The sequence below is a fragment of the Pseudomonas sp. MWU318 genome, assembly GCF_016756945.1.
Taxonomy (GTDB): Bacteria; Pseudomonadota; Gammaproteobacteria; order Pseudomonadales; family Pseudomonadaceae; genus Aquipseudomonas; species Aquipseudomonas putida_A.
The window spans coordinates 128204-144754 of record NZ_JAESJL010000008.1; the positions used below are offsets into that span (position 1 = coordinate 128204).

Genomic DNA, 16551 nt, shown 5'->3' on the forward strand with positions numbered 1-16551 from the left:
GGGGCTTTTTTGTCTATGGCGGGTTTAAAAAAGCCCCTGCAAGTGCAGAGGCCCTGAATAGGTGCGCTCGTCTTTCCGAGCTGTCTGCCAAAGGCCTTCTCAACGTCGACGCCCCTATGCATCGATCTCGCTGATCAAGTCTCGCGCCACCCCGAAAGCAAGTTTGAGGTCAGGGTGCACGGGCTGCCGGCGTTGATTCCGTACGTCGCACTATCCGGCTATCGACGTCTAGGCCTTCCCGAGGGCTGTCCTGGCTACAGGTAAATTCGAGGCAATAAAAAACCCGGCACGATGGCCGGGTTTCGATGTTGTCGTGCGCTGGAGGTAAGTTGCGCAGTGTGGGAAAAGTACATCAAATTCCCCACCATGGCAACACCTTTATGCCGCATCCTCTGAATTTTCTGCGTGAATAACCTGCCACACAGGTTGTTGAGCCTGAATATCCACTTCCGCAATGGCCGTTCGCAGGAAATTCCAGATTTCGAGCCAATCGCGATCCCAGTGCTTGGGCTGGATAGCGATTCCGTAAAGCTTCATCATGGCGTCAGACACTCGAGCAGGGCCCCACGCATCACCCCCGTTCGCCTCGGCCTTGTAGGACTGCAGAGCGCAGGTGATCAGGCAATGCACCTTCGATGCCTTGGCATCAGTGAGCGAAGAAAAGTCCACATCGTTCCAGATCAGCTTCTCGGCGTTGAGCATGTGAACGACGGTCATGCATGGGTGGTAGAGGTAGTGTCCCAACTGCTGTACCTGGAACGGCAGCGACTCGATTGCCTTTTGCACCTTCCCCATGGTCACAAGGTGAGCGGCTCGATGTGTCGAACGACCGATAGGCGTGCGGCGCGTCTCGGCAATGTGGATCTTCTGGCGCACAGCCATGATGCGCTCTTCCTTGTCCTCGCCCTGGGCGGCAAAGATGACCTCTCGAAGCGCGGCCTTTTCCTTCCGGACGACAGTCGCGGATTTTGCCCGGTCAGCTGCTGCAGCACTGATTGAGGCGTTCGACTCATGCTGTGCGTCTGTCCACGCTTGACGTGCGTTGATCAATTTCATGCTGCCTGCCCCTTTTTCAGTTCGCGGGTCTTGGCTCGATATTCGGCCTTGATGGTTTTGATTTCTTCGACGGTAAGCTTCTGGGGCTGATGAGGCCCTTCGATCCAAGCCACCTTGTCGGCGCCTATGCGCTGCACCAACCGGATGCGGTACTCGACCGCGTTGCCGGACAGGTTGCGGTTGCACTTCACGCACTGACGGTGGATGTTCAACGGATCGAAACGCAGCTCCGGGCACGCACCAACGGATCGGTAATGGCCAGCGTCCCATCGGCTGCCGGTCATGAGGTCGTTGTCGTTCGGCATGGAGTCGCAGCTGATGCACGGCAGGTGCGCGTCACGCAGGCGGACATACTCGTTCACCGCCGCCTGGGCTTCGCGCAGGTGGTCAGCCCTGGTCTTCAGCTTCTCTTTGCGGACTTTGATCTCGCGGCGATCGCGCTGAGCGATTGCCTTCTTTGCCTTCTGTTCATTCCGGGGCGCGTCCTTCAGCGCGCAGGCTGGGCTGCACACGGCCTGCCCCAATCGGGCGGGGACGAATGAGGCCCTGCACGTTGGCACGCGGCATTTCTTGGCACGGGGCGGTTTTCGCTCGATCGTCATGCAGCCTCCTGGCTCAGCAGATCATCGAAGTGAACGCCCTGCGGTGCGAAGCGCGCGACAATGCGGTCGGTGTAGGCAACGCCCTGGGCTCGATTGAACAAGCTCGTCACCGGCATCCCATCAGGGCCGAACAGCTTGCACTCCCCCATCAAGTCGAGCTTCGTCTCGTACGGGAGGTGACGCATCACCCGGTACCACTCAGCCTGAAACCCGGCATCCTCGTTCAGCAGGATCTGCACGCCGATGTGCAACTTGCAGTAGCACCTGGCGTCGGCCGCGTCGCCGATCTGGGTCATCTCGGAAATGCGCTTGTACATCGCGAACCACAGCCGGTTCTGGTCGAGCGTACGGTCCTTGCCAGGGCGCAGCGACACTACGACGAACTTCTTGTCGCGGAACATGGCGCTGAGCCGCGTGATGGCCTCGGATAGTTTGGCCTGGCAGTTGACGCTGATCTTGTCGGTCATGGAAGCCGCGCCTCAACGATGGAGCGCATCGGACTACCTTGAAGACCTTTGCGGGCCAAGTAGTCCAGCGCTTGTTCCGGAAGATCGTTGCCGGGTGCGGCTTTGCGAAGCCGGTGGACAAAACGTTTTATCAGCGCCGCCAAGTCGTCCACTACCACAGCCAACTCCCGCACTTCGCCGGTGCGCTGAGCAAGGCTGCTGGTCAGACCGTAGATTTCCTGGCTGTCGCCGACGCTCTCGTTCTTCCACTTCAAGGCTTCGGCGCGCAGCGCCTCGTTTTCGGCCAGCAGCTCAAGCGCCACCTCCTCCACGGTCTTATCTCCAAGGAATTCCTGCAGCGCCTCGGTGTTGCGCTTCCACTCGGCGCAGTCGGCCTTCCAGGCAGCGACCTCGCTCCACAGCAGGGACTGGAGTTTCTGTTTGTCGATGGTCATGTCAGAAGCCCTCCTTTCCGCGCTGAGATTCCCACTCGAACGGAAGCACAATCACGCCGCCCTCCCGCAAGCGATCCACGCAGCGATCGCCGATGGCCTCCGGGAGCGCCTTGGCGCTCAAGTTTGAAACGATGATCGTCGGTCGCATCTCCTCGTACCGGCCGTTGATGATCGCGAACAGCGTCGTCAGCTCGAAGTCGCTCGGCTTCTCCTTGCTCACGCCAATCTCGTCCAGGATGAGCAGCGAGGGGCTGATCAGGCTCGACAGGATCTGACTTTCAGTCTGTTCGGTGGCGCGGTCATACGAAGCACGGATCGACTGCAGCACGGCGCCGATGGTGCGGTACACCGCCGTGGCAGATGACTTGGCCATGATCTCGTTGGCGATCGCCACGGAAAGGTGCGTTTTGCCAGTGCCAGGCTTGCCAAGCAGCAACAGGCAGCGCCCCGTGGGTGCGATCTGCGGAAACTCGGCGGCGTAGCGGCGGCACGTGTTGAGCGCCTTGCGCTGCTCCGTGGTGGTCGCGATGTATCCGTCGAGCGTCTTGCTGGCGAAGCGCTTTGGGATCAGCGCGGCGCCGAGCTTTCGCTCCATGGCCATGCGCAGCTCCATCGCCTTGTTCGCCAGCTCAGCGGCCTCGGTCTTCTCGCGAGCGAGACGCCCGCACTCTGGGCAACCGCTCTTCAGCTCCTTGCCCAACAGTGCAAATATCTTCTGGTCGTAGGCGCCATGGGTTTCGCAGTCAGCAGGCTGGATCCGGGTTCCCGGTGGAAGTTCTGGTGTCGATTGGACTGGCTCAGAGCGCATAGCTGCCGTCCTCCCGCTGGATCAGGCCGGCCTGGTAATCGCGTTCAGCGAAGCCGGTGTGACGGGATTGCGGGAACGGGTGCACGTTGCTGGCACGCTTCTCCGGGAAGATCCCGGTCCAGCCGTTGGAGATCGAAGTGGCGAGCACCTGATCCGGCGCGGCGTGGCCCAGCAAAGCCTTGGCCTGCTGCTCGCAGCTCTTGGCGGTCAGTGGCTTGCGGATTTCCTTGCGGTGCTGGCACCAATCGGCCCATGCCTTCTCGGACACGTTTTCAGGCTTTGCAGTGAGCGGATCGAACTTGCCAGCCTTCGCCGGTGCGCCAGCACCTTGCTTTTGATCTTGCTCTTTCTTCTCTTCTCTTCTCTTCTCTTCTCTGGTCCGCGTTTTGTCCGCATCGCTTGCGGACACATTGCGGACAGAGTTGTTTTTTCGGTCGTTACGCTTGCGCTCGCTGTCGTTGGCGCGACGCTTCGCACTGGCACCGTTGTGCTCGTCAAAGCGAGGCATTACAAGGCTTCCGTCGTCCTGCACGGACGCCCATTCCACCTCGATCATGGCTTGGGTAAAGCCCGGCCAGCCCACCACAGCGTCCATCGCATCGACGCTGTAACCGTGCAGCACGCCGTCGTCTGAATGAGTGTCGAAGATGCTCCAAGCAATGTGCAGTCCGCCGATGATCCGCAGTCTGTCCGCTTTCAATGCGGACACCATGCGGAAAACTTTCGGATGTGTCTGAAGGTCGATTCGCATTTTGATCCAGTCCCCGGCCATTACACGGCCTCCCTCAGTTGGTATTGCGCCCACAGACCGGCAATCCAGTTGACGCCCTTGGGAGTGAATTTGGATTGGTTGTAGGCGTGACCGGTGTCAGTGGTGCCTGCCTTTACCTCAAAGCGGCCAGCGTCGATGTGAGGTTGGTAGGCCTGCCACTCGCCGCCCATGCGGTACATGATCTTTTTATCGAGCAGGAACTCGCGGAATCGCGACTCGTTGGCCTTGAGCAGCTTCGCCACCTGGCGAAAGCCCTTGAGGCCGGTTGATTCGACGTAGCGCTCGACGAAGGCAATCTTCGGCGCGGCCTCAATCAGGGCCTGATTGGCCGCTTGCTGAAGTTCGAACTGCTCAGCCCACGCTCGGGCAGCCGCTGCAGGATTGGAAAAGTCTGGAAGTGTGGCGATAACCCGAGGACCTTCCAGCTCCTTGAGTTTCTGGAGAACGGAACGGCGCACGGCTTTCGATTCGCGCATCCCTACCAGCATGCATTGGTCGAGAGTCAGCCCGTAAGTCGCCACCTGGTTACCGTGCAGAGGGGTGTAATATTTTTGCACCCCCTCCAGATCGTCGCCCAACTCGTCCTCAACCCGGGAAAGGAAATGGTCATTGCGGACCCTTGGCTCGCCTGCCTGCTGTCGCGCTTCGTTGATCATGTCGCGGAGGGCGATGGTTGAAACAATGCGCGACACGTTTTCACCGTTGCCAAATTGTGTCGCGACACTGGCCGGGGTATTGATCGTTTGGTTTGATTGGTGCATGATTTGCTCCACAACGCGTTGTAAGAGAGCCGGGTCACTACCCCGGCTTTTTTTCGTCTCGAATTTGGCAGAGGCCCTCTGGATTACCCTTAAGAGTCCCTGCCAGAGGCCCTCATTGGGGGCACCAACTTCAGCACCTTGGCTTTCTTTCGCCCCACTTCTGAGAGCGCACCGCATGCAATCGCGGTTTCCATCATTGCGTTGACGGCATGGCTGAAACTCCAGCCGTTTACGCGCATCAATTCCTCCACTCGCTTTCGAGTCGGTGGAGGCAGCCTTTCAAGCTCTACGGTCATTTGGCCCTCCAAAGGGGCTTCAGCCCGCGATATCTTCTTGTTTGTCCTGCATCAGTTCCTCGATCACGCCATTGGCCACTGCCCACTCGATGATTTCGTAGAGGTAGGTGGCGTGCTGCATACGGGTTTTGGTCGCGGCCTTACGCAGAATCCGATCAAGCACTGGTTCGAATCGAACCTTCACCGGGATGGCGCGCTTTTGATTGGGGTCCATGTACATGCTTCGATGCTCCTGGCTTCAGAAATGGAAAAACGACTATCGAACCGGCGGTATGACTACGCAGCAGCGTCTTGCTGACTGGCTTTCAAGGCGCCCTTGGTGATTCGCTCGATCTGGTACTGGCGCAACTCGGGCACCACCTCCCACTGACGGACTGCCTCATAGGTGACGCTGAGGGCCTTTGCCAGGGCGGAGATGGAGCCGAAATGCTTGATTGCTTGCGACTTGGTCATACCGACCTCCTTTGCTCTTCCTCATATTCAAGCATGCTTGTGTATTCAAAACAAGCATGCTTGACAAGCACTCTTGTAGATTGCATCCATGAAAACGACTGAACGAATCACAAAACTTGTTCTTGCCCGAAAGCCGGACATTGGCGTGCGGAGTGTGAAGCGAGACATCGCGACCACCTGCGGCATCAGTTATGAGGCTGTGCGGCAGTGGTTCGCCGGCGATACCGAGAACATCAAAAACGAGAACCTGATCGCGCTTGCCGACGGGTACGACACGACGGTCGATTGGCTTTTGTCAGGAAAAGGCGACCCACCTCGGCGCAAGAATGGCGCCCAGGATCGAGAAGTTGCCGAGGCAAAATCATCCGCTGACCTGGTAAGCGCGATGCTGGCCAAGCACGGAAAAAACCTAAGCGATGAAGCTAGGACGAAGATTGCTGACGCAGTGAAAGATGCTGCCCAGCACGTAGTCCTAGAGGATGCGGCTGAGGTCGATTATTACCGTCCGGGCGCCGTGGGTGATGAGGTGTGGATCGCGCACTACGACGTCCGCGCGGCCATGGGTGGCGGCCAGATACCACATGACTATCCAGAGATGCTGCAGGATGTCCGAGTAAGTCCCCAGCATCTTCGCGAGATGGGTGTCGAGTTCAAAGAGCATTTCCATCTGAAAATGGTGACCGGCTGGGGTCAGTCGATGGCGCCGACGATCAAGCACCGAGACCCGCTGCTGGTCGACATCAGCATCCGGGAATTCGTGGGAGATGGGATCTACATGTTTTCATGGGAAGGCCATCTCTACATCAAGCGGCTTCAGTGGATTGGTGATGATCAGATCAAGATGATTTCCGATAATGATCGCCATCAGCCGCAAACGATCAGAGCGAGCGACACCTATATTCAGGCTCGAGTTCTGCTCGCTTGGAACGCTCAACTGCTTTGATGAAAAGGCGGAAGGCAAACGGCCATGACAGAGCGGCTCGGTGTAATATGGCATTTTAATGGCAAGCGTTCGAACCCCGATTTGCGCCGATCAACGCCATCTCGCCTTGCGGGAATATACCTGAGAAGATATATTGTACGAGCTAATAGTTGGCGATGACGCCACCGAGGATATCGAAAAGATCCTTGAGATAAATGCGCCAGCGGCCTATCGCCTAGGCGTATTTCTGCAAGAGCTGGAGTGCGATCAGGATTTGCTCGAGAAGCTATCTTGGGATCAGTACGGCGGCAAGCCGCATCTGCCGGAGAAGGGAGCAACGTTCAGCGTATCAAAAGTCTACTCCCTGTACAGAACGGGTAAGAATATTTGGAGGCTGAGGGATTTCGAGCTATCCCGAGAGGGATTTGAGTATCGGATTATCTACGCCTATATCCCTGCACAAGACCTATATTTCGTGCTAGCTGTCGTCGAGAGAGCATTTGACTATGATCCGAAACACCCTATTACACAGCGCGTCCTTGATGCCTATAACAAGCTTGAGGCCGAAGGGTGGTGAAACGGTAGGCACCGCCAGTGTAGGGGTCGTGCTGCAATTTGAGACCTCTGTCCTTCCTGCACCACTGGCCCAGAAGAACACTGCTTTTTCGCGCCTTATGGCTCGTCTTGAGGGAAGCGCTGAACACAAAGAGGGCATTGCTGGCGCCCGATCGTGGCTGGCTGACGATCTTCTGGTTGACGAAGGCAAAACGGTCAGAACACTGCGCTTGAAAAAAGGCTTAAATCAGACGCAGCTCGCCGAACTACTGGGCACAACTCAGGCTCAGGTTGCACGAATAGAAAAAGGAAATGTTGATCTACAGCGATCGACTTGCAAGAGGCTTCGTGAGGTTCTCGGCGTCTCAGCGGATGAGCTTGACGAGATGCTTGATCGGCAAGAAAAAATTTATCAAGCGAAGGCTAAAAAATGAACCGGTTTGCCTACTCTATTTTCTGCGATGACATTCGGTATGAGGTCAATAACAAAAGCTCGTACATTGGGATCATGGGCAACCTCATGTACATTCCAACGTTCCCCGCTGTACTGCCAAAATTGTGCGTCTCGGTAACTGCAAATACAACGCACGACAATCCGTTCAAGGCTCTCCAGTTCAAAGGCACCCTCGGTGAAACGGTCCTATTTGACGTTGCCTTAGAGAAGGAACAGTTGGAGCAAATGCACGAGCAGGCTGCGAATCAAATCGATGATGCCAAAGGGCTTTCCGCGCAAGCTATGTTCGTGCTTTCGCCATTGCATATCCAAGAGCCAGGCAAAATCAAAATTTCCGTGATCGCTGACGGAGTAGATCTGGAATGCAATGGCATGCAGATATCGCCAGCTCCAGAGGGCATGCAAATTATTTAATTTGCTAGTGAGCACGCTAAAGAAGAAGCCCGCCGATGAGCGGGCTTTTTTGTACCTATCAAAATGGAGCAGGCTCCTCCATCGCCACTTCAAACAAATTTTCCACCTCAGCGACTCGCTCCTCCTCGCCTTGAGGGTCCCACCTAAGCGTCACTGACTCGTCATAGTTGAACGTCATGTCGATGCACTCTGTCTCTGACAGCAATCCCATCACCTCCTCCCACTCCCTTTCTCCATCCGTGTCCAGCCGATGGATAGTCACCCATCGCTGAATCTGCGCGACCGGGTGATTGATCATCGACGACACCCTGAGCGATAGCCGCTCCAGGCCGGTTAACACTTGGCGATCCTTCTGCGACCGGCTCTTTTCTTGGCTACTCATACCCAACTCCTGACTACTGGATGCGCATACAGTATTAAAAATAAATACAAGTTTGCTTGCATTCAAAACACCAGCATGCTTTTATTAATGCAAGTCCACTTGTACTTGGACAGGGCCTCAAGAGACCCGCCGCTCTTTAACAGTCAGGAATCTTCGCGGATCGATCCCCGGAAACGGGCATAGCGCGAAACACAAACTTCGATCCCCATGCAGGCTCTGGAACCTGCCGGACTCCCCATATGGGAGGACGCCAAACCATGCAAGCCAGCCGGCGAAGAACACCGAACACGAAATGTGTGACGCCGGCCAGGTGGGGAAACCGCGGCGCCGAGCATGGGGCGGAGAACAAGACCACAGATTTACTGATGCCGCTTCGATGAGGCGGCATTGGAAATCAACGGGAGTCACAAAATGCTCAACATCAACGAAGCTGAACTGAAGAAATCCATCGTGTCGAATGTCGCCGATCAGTTGCTGCGAGAGGATGAAGACCTCTCTGAGATGGTGGCGAAAGAGGTGAAAAAGCGCATCGACAAAATCTTCGATGAGCGCGTGACCTCGCAGATCCAGAAGGCCATCGACGAAACGATCAATGGTTCATTTGAGCGTGAATATCGCCGCGTTAATCAGTGGGGCGATCAGGAAGGGCCATCTACCACGCTGCGCAAGGAGCTGGAAAAAACGGTAACCGCCTACTGGAACGGCAAGGTAAACCCCGGGGATGGCAAGCCTGCATCTAGCGATTACAACTCAGTCACCCGGGCTCAGTGGCTCATGACCAAGATCTGCGCCGAAGACTTCAGCAAGCAAATGCAGCAAAGCGTGGCGAACGTAACCGGCGCCCTGAAAGACGGCTTGCGCAATCAGCTTGCCAATCAGATGGACCACATGCTGAACGACCTTTTCAAAATCAAAAGCCTGCAAGACCAAGGCAAGGTTGAAAAGCCGTATTGAACAACCAGCGCCACGACAGCCTGTCGTTAACTGCCCGATCTTCTCTATGAGAGCGCATCGGACTGCTCTCCATCTTTCACGGCAGGCTTGAGATCGTTCAAGAACCTCCACCGGAAGCCTGAGAGCAGTCCGATGCGGACGCCAACCCAGCAGACGCTGGACACCTGCACTCAGCAACACCAGAGACCGGCGATCGCCCGCCAAGATGCCAACGGCGCGCACTGGAGGATGACCGTCATGAAATAGCTGACCTGACCCACCTCGCGCGGCGCGGCAAGCCTGAAGACCGGCGCCCATCACTCATACAGGCAGCGGACAGTAGGCCGTCGATGTCACCGCGCATCGGCCGAATGAGGTAGGCCACCCCACGCACGTCGACAATCTGATGCTGCAAACCCGGTCTGTCGCCAGCAGCGAGACCGGGCCACCCTCCCCGACCAATCTCGAATGCACTCCCCTCCGCGCCCAACGGCAACCAGCGGAGCGGATGAGTGCATCCGAGTTTTGTTGGATCAACACCCCGCCACCACGGAGGCGACCATGGCAACCAGCTATGCAGACAGTGCGCAGGCCCGAGAGTGGGACAGGCGCTACGACGATTGGGGGCGCCCGAAAGCGCCAAGGCCTGAAGACTTCCACGACTACGAGGCCGCGGCGCTGAAGTGCACTCAGTTGCAGGAGCAGGCCGCAGCGCAGGTGCTGATCGAACGCAAGGCCCGAGCCAAGCGCGTCGCAGCAGCTGTCGTCGCCTACGGCGAATTCTGGGGGCTGAAATGAACATCCAGCAGCGAGACCACCAGACAGCGATCACCTGGATCGAGGGTGAGATCAACAACATGAAGCGCGACCTCGGCAAGCCCAACGCCAGCGCGGCCGCGACCTCCTGCATCACCCTCGCCTTCCTGCTGCGCGCCATTGATGACGATGAACACCGGCGGCTCCGTGCGCGCATCGACGAGATCTACGACTCCTACAACGCCTCGATCAAGCAAGGAGCTGCAGCATGACAACGCCACCGGTTAAATCGTTGAGCGACGAGCAGATCGAAGAACTGCCCGCCGATCGCATGATTCTGGCCTTCACCCACACCAAATGGCTGGGCGCTCTTTCACTGGCTCACGATGCGGGCATCCCGAACGTCCATGCCTGGAGCGGTCGAGCCTGCATGTGCGGGGAATGGACAGTCGCGTATGAGGTGAAGGCATGAAAATCATGTTCTGGTGTCTCGCTGCCGGCCTCGTTGTGGTGCTGGCTGCTTACAGCGCGGTGCGCGACTCGTCCGCTGTCTGCCAGGTACCGCACTCGATCACCTACCGGGTGTTCCGGTGACCGGTCGCCAATGGGCGCGTCGCGTACTGATCTGGCGCGGCTCGTTCTCTTCTCTCGGCGTTTTCACCTTCCTGATGCTGCTCAGCGCCCTCGCCGACCGCATCACTCAATAAACCAAGCATTCAATCGCTGCGCTGGGCGCGGCAAGGATTCCCCATGTCCGCAGTAATGAAACAGGCTGACCATCTGCCAGCCATCTCCGAGGACGCGCTCGTCGAAGTGCTGAGCGGAAGCCTGTATCCAGGCGCGGCGCACAACTCTGTAGTGATGGTGCTGGCCTACTGCAAGGCGGCTCAGCTCGACCCGATGCTCAAGCCGGTGCACATCGTTCCCATCTACCAAAAAGGGCGCGGAATGGTCGACACGGTCATGCCCGGTATCGGCCTTTACCGCATTCAGGCTGCGCGCACCGGGCAATACGCCGGAATCAGCGATCCGGAGTACGGGCCATCGATCACAGCAAAGTTGGGCGGCGTTGAAGTCACTTATCCAGAGTGGTGCCGGGTGACCGTCAAGCGCCAGATGTCGAACGGCCTTGTCGCCGAGTTCACCGCCAACGAGCGCTGGCTCGAAAACTACGCCACGGCAGCCAAAGACACCATTGCGCCGAACTCCATGTGGAAGCGCCGCGCCTTCGCTCAACTGGCGAAGTGTGCCGAGGCTCAGGCACTGCGCAAGGCCTTTCCCGAGGTCGGATCAGCGCCAACAGCCGACGAGATGGAAGGCAAAACATTCGAAGAGGCGCCGCGCGATGTGAGTCCGCAGAGTCAGCAAGAGCCTGAGCCCGAAGCTCTTCCGCCCTACTCCGATGATCTTCTGAAAGAGAACATCGCCAAATGGCAGCCGCTGGTTGATGCCAACCGCACCAGCCCAGAACACCTGATCGCGACCATCAGCAGCAAATACACGCTGAGCCCGGCCCAGATCGAAAAAATCCAGAACCTCAAAGCCATCGACGGAGACAAAGCATGAAAATTCACAACGTAGCTCAAGGCTCCGCCGAGTGGCATGCACTCCGCGCCCAGCACTTCACCGCCTCCGAGGCCCCAGCAATGATGGGAGCCTCGAAGTACCAAACCCGTTCCGAGCTGCTGACGCTGAAAAAAACCGGCATTGCGCCGGAAGTCAACCAAGCTCAGCAGTACATCTTCGACAAAGGCCACGCCACTGAAGCGCTGGCCCGGCCACTGGTTGAAGTGATGATCGGCGAAGAGCTGTACCCAGTCGTAGGCACCGACGGCAACCTGCTCGCGTCCATGGACGGCGCAACTATGCTCGGCGAGACGCTTTTCGAGCACAAGCTCTGGAATGAATCGCTGGCTGCCCAGGTTCGTGCCGAAAATCTGGAGCCGCATTACTACTGGCAGCTTGAACAGCAACTGCTGGTGAGCGGCGCCGAGCGTGTGATCTTTGTTTGCTCAGACGGTACCCCTGAAAACTTCGTGCACATGGAGTATCGGCCTGTCGCTGGCCGGGCCGCGCAGTTGGTGGAAGGCTGGAAACAGTTCGAGGCCGACCTGGCCAACTTCGAATTGGCCGAGGCGCCTTCTATTGTCGTCGGCAAGGCCCCGGACGAGCTGCCAGCGCTACGGATCGAACTGACTGGCATGGTCACCGCGAGCAACCTAAAAGTGTTCGAGGAATCGGCACTGGCGGTGATCGACTCCGTGAAGACCGAGCTGACTACAGATCAGGACTTCGCCGACGCCAAGAAGGCCGTGAAATGGTGCGGCGATGTTGAAGAGGCCGTGGCGACGGCGAAGAAACAGGCACTATCTCAAACCCAGACCATTGACGACCTGTTTTCCTCACTGGATCGGATCAGCGCTCACGCTCGCGAGACTCGACTGAAGGTCGACAAACTGGTGAAGGCTCAAGAGCTGCTGGTGAAGACCAACATCAAGCAGAAAGCAGAGCAGTCGCTGACAGACCATATCGCGGCGATCAACAAGACGCTGGGCCGGGTCACCATGCCGGTAGTCGCCGCAGACTTCGCCGGCGCCATGAAGAACAAGCGCACGATCGCCAGCTTGCAGGACGCCGTCGATACCGAGCTGGCCCGGGCGAAAATCGCCGCGAGCCAAGCCGCCGACGCAATTCGCCTGAATCTGGCCAGCTTGGCCGAGCTGGCGGCCGACTATCCTTTCCTGTTCAACGATATTCAGCATCTGGTGACGAAGGCGAACGACGATCTGATCACGCTGATCAAATTGCGGATTTCGGAACACCAGAAATCTGAAGAGCAGAAAGCCGAAGCCCAGCGCGAGCAGATCCGCCAGCAGGAACTGAAGCGAATCGAGGACGAGGCAAAGGCCAAGGCGCTGGTCGAACAGGCTCCAGTTGCCAGTCCGGCACCCGTGAAAGCTGCGGCGCCGGTTCTGCCTGTCTCGAAACCCTCAACCGCTACCGCGGCACCGGTGAACCTACAGGCTGAAGTGTTCGATCTGGAATCGCTGATCAAAGCTGTCGCCTACGGCCAAGCCCCTATTTCGGTGCTGACCGTGGACTGGGAGGCACTCGACGCGATGGTCGCCGCCCAAGGCGCCAAGTTCAGCATGGCCGGCGTAAAGCTGGTCAAGGTGGCGGCATGATCAGCAACCACCTCAATCTGGTGGAGCAGCACCGGCCGGACGCTGAGGCGATCTCTGAACGAGTCGCCCAGTACCTGGCCGCTGGCGGGCGGATCGATCAACTGAAAAGCCCGCCACGCAATCCTCTGCCACCGCCCCGCTCCAACAAAATAGACCCTGAAACGGTCCTCAAGCGGCGCCCGAAGCCGATTTCGGCCGCCGACCGCAAGGCGCTGCGCAAAATGGCGGACTCGCTATGAAGTCGAAACGCAAACCAAACAACGGTTTCGCCCGGGCCGAACGCAGCTGCCGGGCGCTGCTGCGCACCAACCACGTTGCGGTCGTGAACATCGACCCCAGCGGCTGCCAGATCATGGCGAACTGGAAGAGCTGCAAGCAGATCCGCAGTCTGGCGATCGCCAACGCGATATTCGATTTCTCCTACCGCTGGACGATCTACATCGGCGCCATGTGTCGCGACGAGCGCGGCGCCGAGTACATCAAGTCGGTGGAGATCTCGCCCGAGGGCATCTACAAGGTCGAGCGTCTGACCGATGCCATCGAGCATTACTACTTGGAGCTGCGCAACAGCGCGAATCCTAACCACCTGGTCGCGTCGGGCTGGATCGCGATTCCGGACGAGATATCGATGGAAGAAGCCAAAGCCGCGAAGCTGTTCTACGCCGCCGGCGCCTGGCATCAGGTGAAGGTTGCAGCGTGAAACGAACCATCAACCGGGCGGCCACGCGCCGTCGACAGACCTGGCTGGACTTGCCGGCCAGCGGAATTGAAGAGGTAGGCCATGGCCGAAGTACAGGAGCCGACGAAGGAAGCCATCAAGCAGAAGAAAAAGCGCGAGAAGGCAGCAGCGAAGGACGCTGCGTTGGGCGTCGAGAAGTTTACTGTTGAGGTCGCCGGCGTGTTCAAGCCTGACCTCAAGCGGGTCATGGCCGCCCACGGATTCAACAACCAGCAGGAGGTGTATCAGAACCTGCTTAGGAACCTGATCGCCGCCGACTTCGAAACCCAGGCTTGGATGCTTCGGAGTGTCGCGACACCTTACGAGCCAAGCGAAAAGGTGTTGCGACAGTTGAGGGATGCCGGGCTGTTGTACCTGTCTAAGGATCCCGGCGAAAGCGGAGACGAAATAGTCGAACCGCAGTTAGTTACTGCTTAGGATTGCGAGGTGGCGGTGGTGGTGCCGGTGCCTTAGGCCGCACATTGGCCGGATTTTTTTTGCACTTCTCGTCTTGTGCGATAACCCATCTTCCGCTTGAAGGCATCGGCTGTGGCGCTTTGCTGGTCATGGCTTACTCCGATACGGCATGTGTGAATTCAACCCATTGTACCTTTGAGGAATCGATTACAACAAAGTCAGCACCGAAAGGCCTCTCCCCCTTGCTCTCCAACCAGCTAGGCCCTTCGATCACAAACTGCCCACTCGATGGGTCTGAAGGCCACTCAGAAGGCCAACCATAAAGACGACGTTCATCGTTCAAGTGCAAAACAACAAAGCGCTCATGACGCGCGAAGGTGCTGTACCACTCGCTGGGATAAGAGGTCTGCTTAGTAATGTCCCTATTCCGAAGCCACGTATGCAGCTTGTCGTTTGTCGCCCAGTAACAAGAAAGCAAACCCAGCAGGACTGAGATTACAAAAGACCAGGACGCTTCGGCTTTCACATCCCACTGACCAATCATGAACCAATTTGATCCTATCCACAAAAGGGCAGCCTTTACGATAAGGACTGCCCCATGGATCACGAACGTGAAGATGAGCGCCTGCACGATCTGACCGAACGTATCAGGGCGCTTAAACGCAGTAAGAGAGTAAAAAATCCACGCCGTGAGAAACCCCGGAATCAAATACTGCAGCAGCGGGATAACTTCTTTAACTAATTCGTCCAAAGCTGCAATTCCATTTTTATAGTTCAGCTTTCCCTATACCCCACTTCCAGGAATCACGCCAGTTGGCTAATGCGGGTCTCGGATTGCATCAGGGTCGAGCAGATTTGTTCTGTAGGTGGCTATGGCGATTATCAGCTTAAGCCCGTCCTGAATTTCCACCTTGAGCTTTTCCTCGGTCAATTTCAGAAGTCGTTGCGCCTCCTCTTCAATAGCCTTAAGTGCCTCAGTGTCGCTTTTTAAGGACATGTCGATCTCCTTCCGGCGGCATGCCGGGATATCAAGCAATAGCCCACAAACTTACTTCACGCCAGCCGGCGAGGATCCCGCATGCTCACAGCAATTGACTTGTTTTCTGGTTTCGGCGGATGGACGCGCGGCGGCAAGGACGCCGGACTCAATGTCCTCTGGGCGGCGAACCACTGGCCCGAGGCGGTCGAGTGGCACACCCGCAATAACCCGGACACGATCCACGCCTGTCAAGATCTGCACCAGGCGAACTGGGCGGACGTGCCGAAGCACGATGTCATGCTCGCCTCGCCGTGCTGCCAAGGGCACACCAAGGCTCGCGGCAAGGCTGCCGGCAACCCTCAGCACGACAACTCGCGCTCAACTGCATGGGCACCGGTACAGAACGCCGAGGTCAACCGGCCGGACTTCGCGGTGATCGAGAACGTACCGGAGTTCATGGACTGGATTCTGTACCCGGCGTGGGCTGACGCAATGCAGCGGCTGGGTTACGCACTAGCGCCGCACATAGTGGACTGCGCCGATCTGGGCGTACCACAACACCGCGTGCGCTTGTTCATGGTCTGCTCGCGCAGCAAGGCCCCGCTACACCTGCAACTCCCCCGCTACCAGCACGTGCCGGCCCGCGAGATTATCGACTTCGAAGCCGGCAAGTGGTCACCGATCAACAAGCCAGGCCGCGCCGCGTCGACACTGATCCGTGTGAAGAATGGTCGCGAGCGCTTCGGTGATCGCTTCGTGATGCCCTACTACGGCTCAGGCTCGGGCCTCACTGGTCGCAGCCTTGACCGCCCGATCGGCACAATAACCACGCTGGATCGCTGGGCAGTCGTTGACGGCGACATGATGCGGATGATCAGCGCTGACGAAGCCATGGCCGCGCAGTCGTTCCCGAAAGACACGCTCCGGCCGGACAACCACAAGTTGACCATGCACATGACCGGCAACGCGGTACCGCCACTCGCCGGGCAGCGCATCATCGAGGCACTGAAAGCCGCGGCGTAGTCACAGCAACGGCCACGCCGTTAGCCAGTCAGCCAAGCGCATCAGGATCTGGCTCAGCAGCTCGATAAGTACCTGGTACATCACTTCAGCAATGAGTCGCTTCATTCGGTGGGGCTCCGGCTTGTTTGATAGCCAGATCATTCCGTCACGACTCCTGCGCCGGC

Annotated in this window: 27 protein-coding genes; 15 read left to right on the forward strand and 12 right to left on the reverse strand. The window is 57.8% G+C overall.

Annotation, left to right across the window (positions count from 1 at the left end; all coding sequences use genetic code 11):
- Nucleotides 1-378 precede the first annotated feature (378 nt).
- The 9 genes from JN524_RS19230 to JN524_RS19275 form a co-directional block, all read right to left on the reverse strand.
- Nucleotides 379-1056: a hypothetical protein gene (locus tag JN524_RS19230; protein ID WP_202370367.1), complete on the reverse strand. Its 678-nt coding sequence runs from the start codon at nt 1054-1056 to the stop codon at nt 379-381.
- The gene (locus tag JN524_RS19235) at nt 1053-1658 is read right to left on the reverse strand and encodes a recombination protein NinG (protein WP_202370368.1); all 606 of its coding nucleotides are present in this window, start codon (nt 1656-1658) and stop codon (nt 1053-1055) included. Before JN524_RS19235 ends, JN524_RS19230 begins: the two co-directional genes overlap by 4 nt.
- Nucleotides 1655-2125 carry a hypothetical protein gene (locus tag JN524_RS19240; protein ID WP_202370369.1) on the reverse strand — a complete coding sequence of 157 codons (471 nt, stop codon included), beginning with the start codon at nt 2123-2125 and terminating at the stop codon, nt 1655-1657. The genes JN524_RS19235 and JN524_RS19240 overlap by 4 nt, the downstream gene beginning before the upstream one ends.
- Entirely contained in the window at nt 2122-2559 is a 438-nt protein-coding gene (locus JN524_RS19245) for a hypothetical protein (RefSeq protein WP_202370370.1), read from the reverse strand. The genes JN524_RS19240 and JN524_RS19245 overlap by 4 nt, the downstream gene beginning before the upstream one ends.
- Before the next feature lies 1 nt (nt 2560).
- Complete coding sequence (locus JN524_RS19250) at nt 2561-3367, reverse strand: ATP-binding protein (RefSeq protein ID WP_202370371.1); 807 nt, start codon at nt 3365-3367, stop codon at nt 2561-2563.
- Nucleotides 3357-4139: a DNA replication domain protein gene (locus tag JN524_RS27275; protein WP_112997837.1), complete on the reverse strand. Its 783-nt coding sequence runs from the start codon at nt 4137-4139 to the stop codon at nt 3357-3359. Before JN524_RS27275 ends, JN524_RS19250 begins: the two co-directional genes overlap by 11 nt.
- Nucleotides 4139-4900: a phage antirepressor KilAC domain-containing protein gene (locus tag JN524_RS19265; RefSeq protein ID WP_202370372.1), complete on the reverse strand. Its 762-nt coding sequence runs from the start codon at nt 4898-4900 to the stop codon at nt 4139-4141. Before JN524_RS19265 ends, JN524_RS27275 begins: the two co-directional genes overlap by 1 nt.
- A gap of 315 nt (nt 4901-5215) precedes the next feature.
- Nucleotides 5216-5410 (reverse strand): hypothetical protein, encoded by a 195-nt coding sequence (locus JN524_RS19270; protein WP_237143817.1) that lies wholly within the window; start codon nt 5408-5410, stop codon nt 5216-5218.
- A gap of 62 nt (nt 5411-5472) precedes the next feature.
- Nucleotides 5473-5649 (reverse strand): Cro/CI family transcriptional regulator, encoded by a 177-nt coding sequence (locus tag JN524_RS19275; RefSeq protein WP_009048019.1) that lies wholly within the window; start codon nt 5647-5649, stop codon nt 5473-5475.
- A gap of 88 nt (nt 5650-5737) precedes the next feature.
- Here JN524_RS19275 and JN524_RS19280 point away from each other — a divergent pair, with 88 nt between their 5' ends.
- The 4 genes from JN524_RS19280 (at nt 5738) to JN524_RS19295 (ending at nt 7994) form a co-directional block, all read left to right on the forward strand.
- Nucleotides 5738-6592, forward strand: a complete 855-nt coding sequence (locus JN524_RS19280; RefSeq protein WP_202370373.1) for an XRE family transcriptional regulator — start codon at nt 5738-5740, stop codon at nt 6590-6592.
- Between the two features lie 133 nt (nt 6593-6725).
- Nucleotides 6726-7148 (forward strand): hypothetical protein, encoded by a 423-nt coding sequence (locus JN524_RS19285; protein WP_202370374.1) that lies wholly within the window; start codon nt 6726-6728, stop codon nt 7146-7148.
- 28 nt (nt 7149-7176) lie between these two features.
- A complete protein-coding gene (locus JN524_RS19290; protein WP_202370375.1) occupies nt 7177-7560 on the forward strand; it encodes a helix-turn-helix domain-containing protein in 384 nt (127 codons plus the stop codon).
- Nucleotides 7557-7994: a DUF6941 family protein gene (locus JN524_RS19295; RefSeq protein WP_202370376.1), complete on the forward strand. Its 438-nt coding sequence runs from the start codon at nt 7557-7559 to the stop codon at nt 7992-7994. The genes JN524_RS19290 and JN524_RS19295 overlap by 4 nt, the downstream gene beginning before the upstream one ends.
- A 58-nt stretch (nt 7995-8052) precedes the next feature.
- On the opposite strand, the gene JN524_RS19300 is transcribed toward JN524_RS19295, so the two are convergent.
- Entirely contained in the window at nt 8053-8376 is a 324-nt protein-coding gene (locus JN524_RS19300; RefSeq protein ID WP_202370377.1) for a DUF1654 domain-containing protein, read from the reverse strand.
- Nucleotides 8377-8787: 411 nt separating this feature from the next.
- Here JN524_RS19300 and JN524_RS19305 point away from each other — a divergent pair, with 411 nt between their 5' ends.
- From JN524_RS19305 to JN524_RS19345, 10 genes are all read left to right on the forward strand, one after another.
- Nucleotides 8788-9330: a hypothetical protein gene (locus JN524_RS19305; protein ID WP_202370378.1), complete on the forward strand. Its 543-nt coding sequence runs from the start codon at nt 8788-8790 to the stop codon at nt 9328-9330.
- A gap of 540 nt (nt 9331-9870) precedes the next feature.
- A complete protein-coding gene (locus JN524_RS19310; protein ID WP_202370379.1) occupies nt 9871-10107 on the forward strand; it encodes a hypothetical protein in 237 nt (78 codons plus the stop codon).
- Nucleotides 10104-10337, forward strand: a complete 234-nt coding sequence (locus JN524_RS19315) for a hypothetical protein (protein ID WP_202370380.1) — start codon at nt 10104-10106, stop codon at nt 10335-10337. Before JN524_RS19310 ends, JN524_RS19315 begins: the two co-directional genes overlap by 4 nt.
- Complete coding sequence (locus JN524_RS19320; protein ID WP_202370381.1) at nt 10334-10537, forward strand: hypothetical protein; 204 nt, start codon at nt 10334-10336, stop codon at nt 10535-10537. Before JN524_RS19315 ends, JN524_RS19320 begins: the two co-directional genes overlap by 4 nt.
- Nucleotides 10534-10659 carry a hypothetical protein gene (locus JN524_RS27355; RefSeq protein WP_272929691.1) on the forward strand — a complete coding sequence of 42 codons (126 nt, stop codon included), beginning with the start codon at nt 10534-10536 and terminating at the stop codon, nt 10657-10659. Before JN524_RS19320 ends, JN524_RS27355 begins: the two co-directional genes overlap by 4 nt.
- 168 nt (nt 10660-10827) lie before the next feature.
- Nucleotides 10828-11631, forward strand: a complete 804-nt coding sequence (gene bet, locus JN524_RS19325; protein ID WP_202370490.1) for a phage recombination protein Bet — start codon at nt 10828-10830, stop codon at nt 11629-11631.
- A complete protein-coding gene (locus tag JN524_RS19330) occupies nt 11628-13250 on the forward strand; it encodes a YqaJ viral recombinase family protein (protein ID WP_202370382.1) in 1623 nt (540 codons plus the stop codon). Before bet ends, JN524_RS19330 begins: the two co-directional genes overlap by 4 nt.
- Entirely contained in the window at nt 13247-13489 is a 243-nt protein-coding gene (locus JN524_RS19335) for a hypothetical protein (protein WP_047297523.1), read from the forward strand. The genes JN524_RS19330 and JN524_RS19335 overlap by 4 nt, the downstream gene beginning before the upstream one ends.
- Complete coding sequence (locus tag JN524_RS19340; RefSeq protein WP_202370383.1) at nt 13486-13950, forward strand: hypothetical protein; 465 nt, start codon at nt 13486-13488, stop codon at nt 13948-13950. Before JN524_RS19335 ends, JN524_RS19340 begins: the two co-directional genes overlap by 4 nt.
- 81 nt (nt 13951-14031) lie before the next feature.
- Complete coding sequence (locus JN524_RS19345) at nt 14032-14406, forward strand: hypothetical protein (protein ID WP_202370384.1); 375 nt, start codon at nt 14032-14034, stop codon at nt 14404-14406.
- A 133-nt stretch (nt 14407-14539) separates the two neighbouring features.
- On the opposite strand, the gene JN524_RS19350 is transcribed toward JN524_RS19345, so the two are convergent.
- Together JN524_RS19350 and JN524_RS19355 are read right to left on the reverse strand one after the other, a co-directional pair.
- The gene (locus JN524_RS19350) at nt 14540-15136 is read right to left on the reverse strand and encodes a DUF6338 family protein (RefSeq protein WP_202370385.1); all 597 of its coding nucleotides are present in this window, start codon (nt 15134-15136) and stop codon (nt 14540-14542) included.
- 66 nt (nt 15137-15202) lie between these two features.
- Nucleotides 15203-15382, reverse strand: coding sequence for a hypothetical protein (locus JN524_RS19355; protein WP_202370386.1), 180 nt, complete (start codon nt 15380-15382; stop codon nt 15203-15205).
- A gap of 81 nt (nt 15383-15463) precedes the next feature.
- Here JN524_RS19355 and JN524_RS19360 point away from each other — a divergent pair, with 81 nt between their 5' ends.
- Nucleotides 15464-16387: a DNA cytosine methyltransferase gene (locus JN524_RS19360; RefSeq protein ID WP_202370387.1), complete on the forward strand. Its 924-nt coding sequence runs from the start codon at nt 15464-15466 to the stop codon at nt 16385-16387.
- Nucleotides 16388-16551: the final 164 nt, after the last annotated feature.

Coding starts and splice junctions, on each gene's coding strand:
- JN524_RS19230 (WP_202370367.1), bottom strand. CDS start 1,056: ATGAAATTGATCAACGCACGTCAAGCGTGGACAGACGCACAGCATGAG.
- JN524_RS19235 (WP_202370368.1), bottom strand. CDS start 1,658: ATGACGATCGAGCGAAAACCGCCCCGTGCCAAGAAATGCCGCGTGCCA.
- JN524_RS19240 (WP_202370369.1), bottom strand. CDS start 2,125: ATGACCGACAAGATCAGCGTCAACTGCCAGGCCAAACTATCCGAGGCC.
- JN524_RS19245 (WP_202370370.1), bottom strand. CDS start 2,559: ATGACCATCGACAAACAGAAACTCCAGTCCCTGCTGTGGAGCGAGGTC.
- JN524_RS19250 (WP_202370371.1), bottom strand. CDS start 3,367: ATGCGCTCTGAGCCAGTCCAATCGACACCAGAACTTCCACCGGGAACC.
- JN524_RS27275 (WP_112997837.1), bottom strand. CDS start 4,139: ATGGCCGGGGACTGGATCAAAATGCGAATCGACCTTCAGACACATCCG.
- JN524_RS19265 (WP_202370372.1), bottom strand. CDS start 4,900: ATGCACCAATCAAACCAAACGATCAATACCCCGGCCAGTGTCGCGACA.
- JN524_RS19270 (WP_237143817.1), bottom strand. CDS start 5,410: ATGGACCCCAATCAAAAGCGCGCCATCCCGGTGAAGGTTCGATTCGAA.
- JN524_RS19275 (WP_009048019.1), bottom strand. CDS start 5,649: ATGACCAAGTCGCAAGCAATCAAGCATTTCGGCTCCATCTCCGCCCTG.
- JN524_RS19280 (WP_202370373.1), top strand. CDS start 5,738: ATGAAAACGACTGAACGAATCACAAAACTTGTTCTTGCCCGAAAGCCG.
- JN524_RS19295 (WP_202370376.1), top strand. CDS start 7,557: ATGAACCGGTTTGCCTACTCTATTTTCTGCGATGACATTCGGTATGAG.
- JN524_RS19300 (WP_202370377.1), bottom strand. CDS start 8,376: ATGAGTAGCCAAGAAAAGAGCCGGTCGCAGAAGGATCGCCAAGTGTTA.
- JN524_RS19305 (WP_202370378.1), top strand. CDS start 8,788: ATGCTCAACATCAACGAAGCTGAACTGAAGAAATCCATCGTGTCGAAT.
- JN524_RS19310 (WP_202370379.1), top strand. CDS start 9,871: ATGGCAACCAGCTATGCAGACAGTGCGCAGGCCCGAGAGTGGGACAGG.
- JN524_RS19315 (WP_202370380.1), top strand. CDS start 10,104: ATGAACATCCAGCAGCGAGACCACCAGACAGCGATCACCTGGATCGAG.
- JN524_RS19320 (WP_202370381.1), top strand. CDS start 10,334: ATGACAACGCCACCGGTTAAATCGTTGAGCGACGAGCAGATCGAAGAA.
- JN524_RS27355 (WP_272929691.1), top strand. CDS start 10,534: ATGAAAATCATGTTCTGGTGTCTCGCTGCCGGCCTCGTTGTGGTGCTG.
- bet (WP_202370490.1), top strand. CDS start 10,828: ATGAAACAGGCTGACCATCTGCCAGCCATCTCCGAGGACGCGCTCGTC.
- JN524_RS19330 (WP_202370382.1), top strand. CDS start 11,628: ATGAAAATTCACAACGTAGCTCAAGGCTCCGCCGAGTGGCATGCACTC.
- JN524_RS19335 (WP_047297523.1), top strand. CDS start 13,247: ATGATCAGCAACCACCTCAATCTGGTGGAGCAGCACCGGCCGGACGCT.
- JN524_RS19340 (WP_202370383.1), top strand. CDS start 13,486: ATGAAGTCGAAACGCAAACCAAACAACGGTTTCGCCCGGGCCGAACGC.
- JN524_RS19345 (WP_202370384.1), top strand. CDS start 14,032: ATGGCCGAAGTACAGGAGCCGACGAAGGAAGCCATCAAGCAGAAGAAA.
- JN524_RS19355 (WP_202370386.1), bottom strand. CDS start 15,382: ATGTCCTTAAAAAGCGACACTGAGGCACTTAAGGCTATTGAAGAGGAG.
- JN524_RS19360 (WP_202370387.1), top strand. CDS start 15,464: ATGCTCACAGCAATTGACTTGTTTTCTGGTTTCGGCGGATGGACGCGC.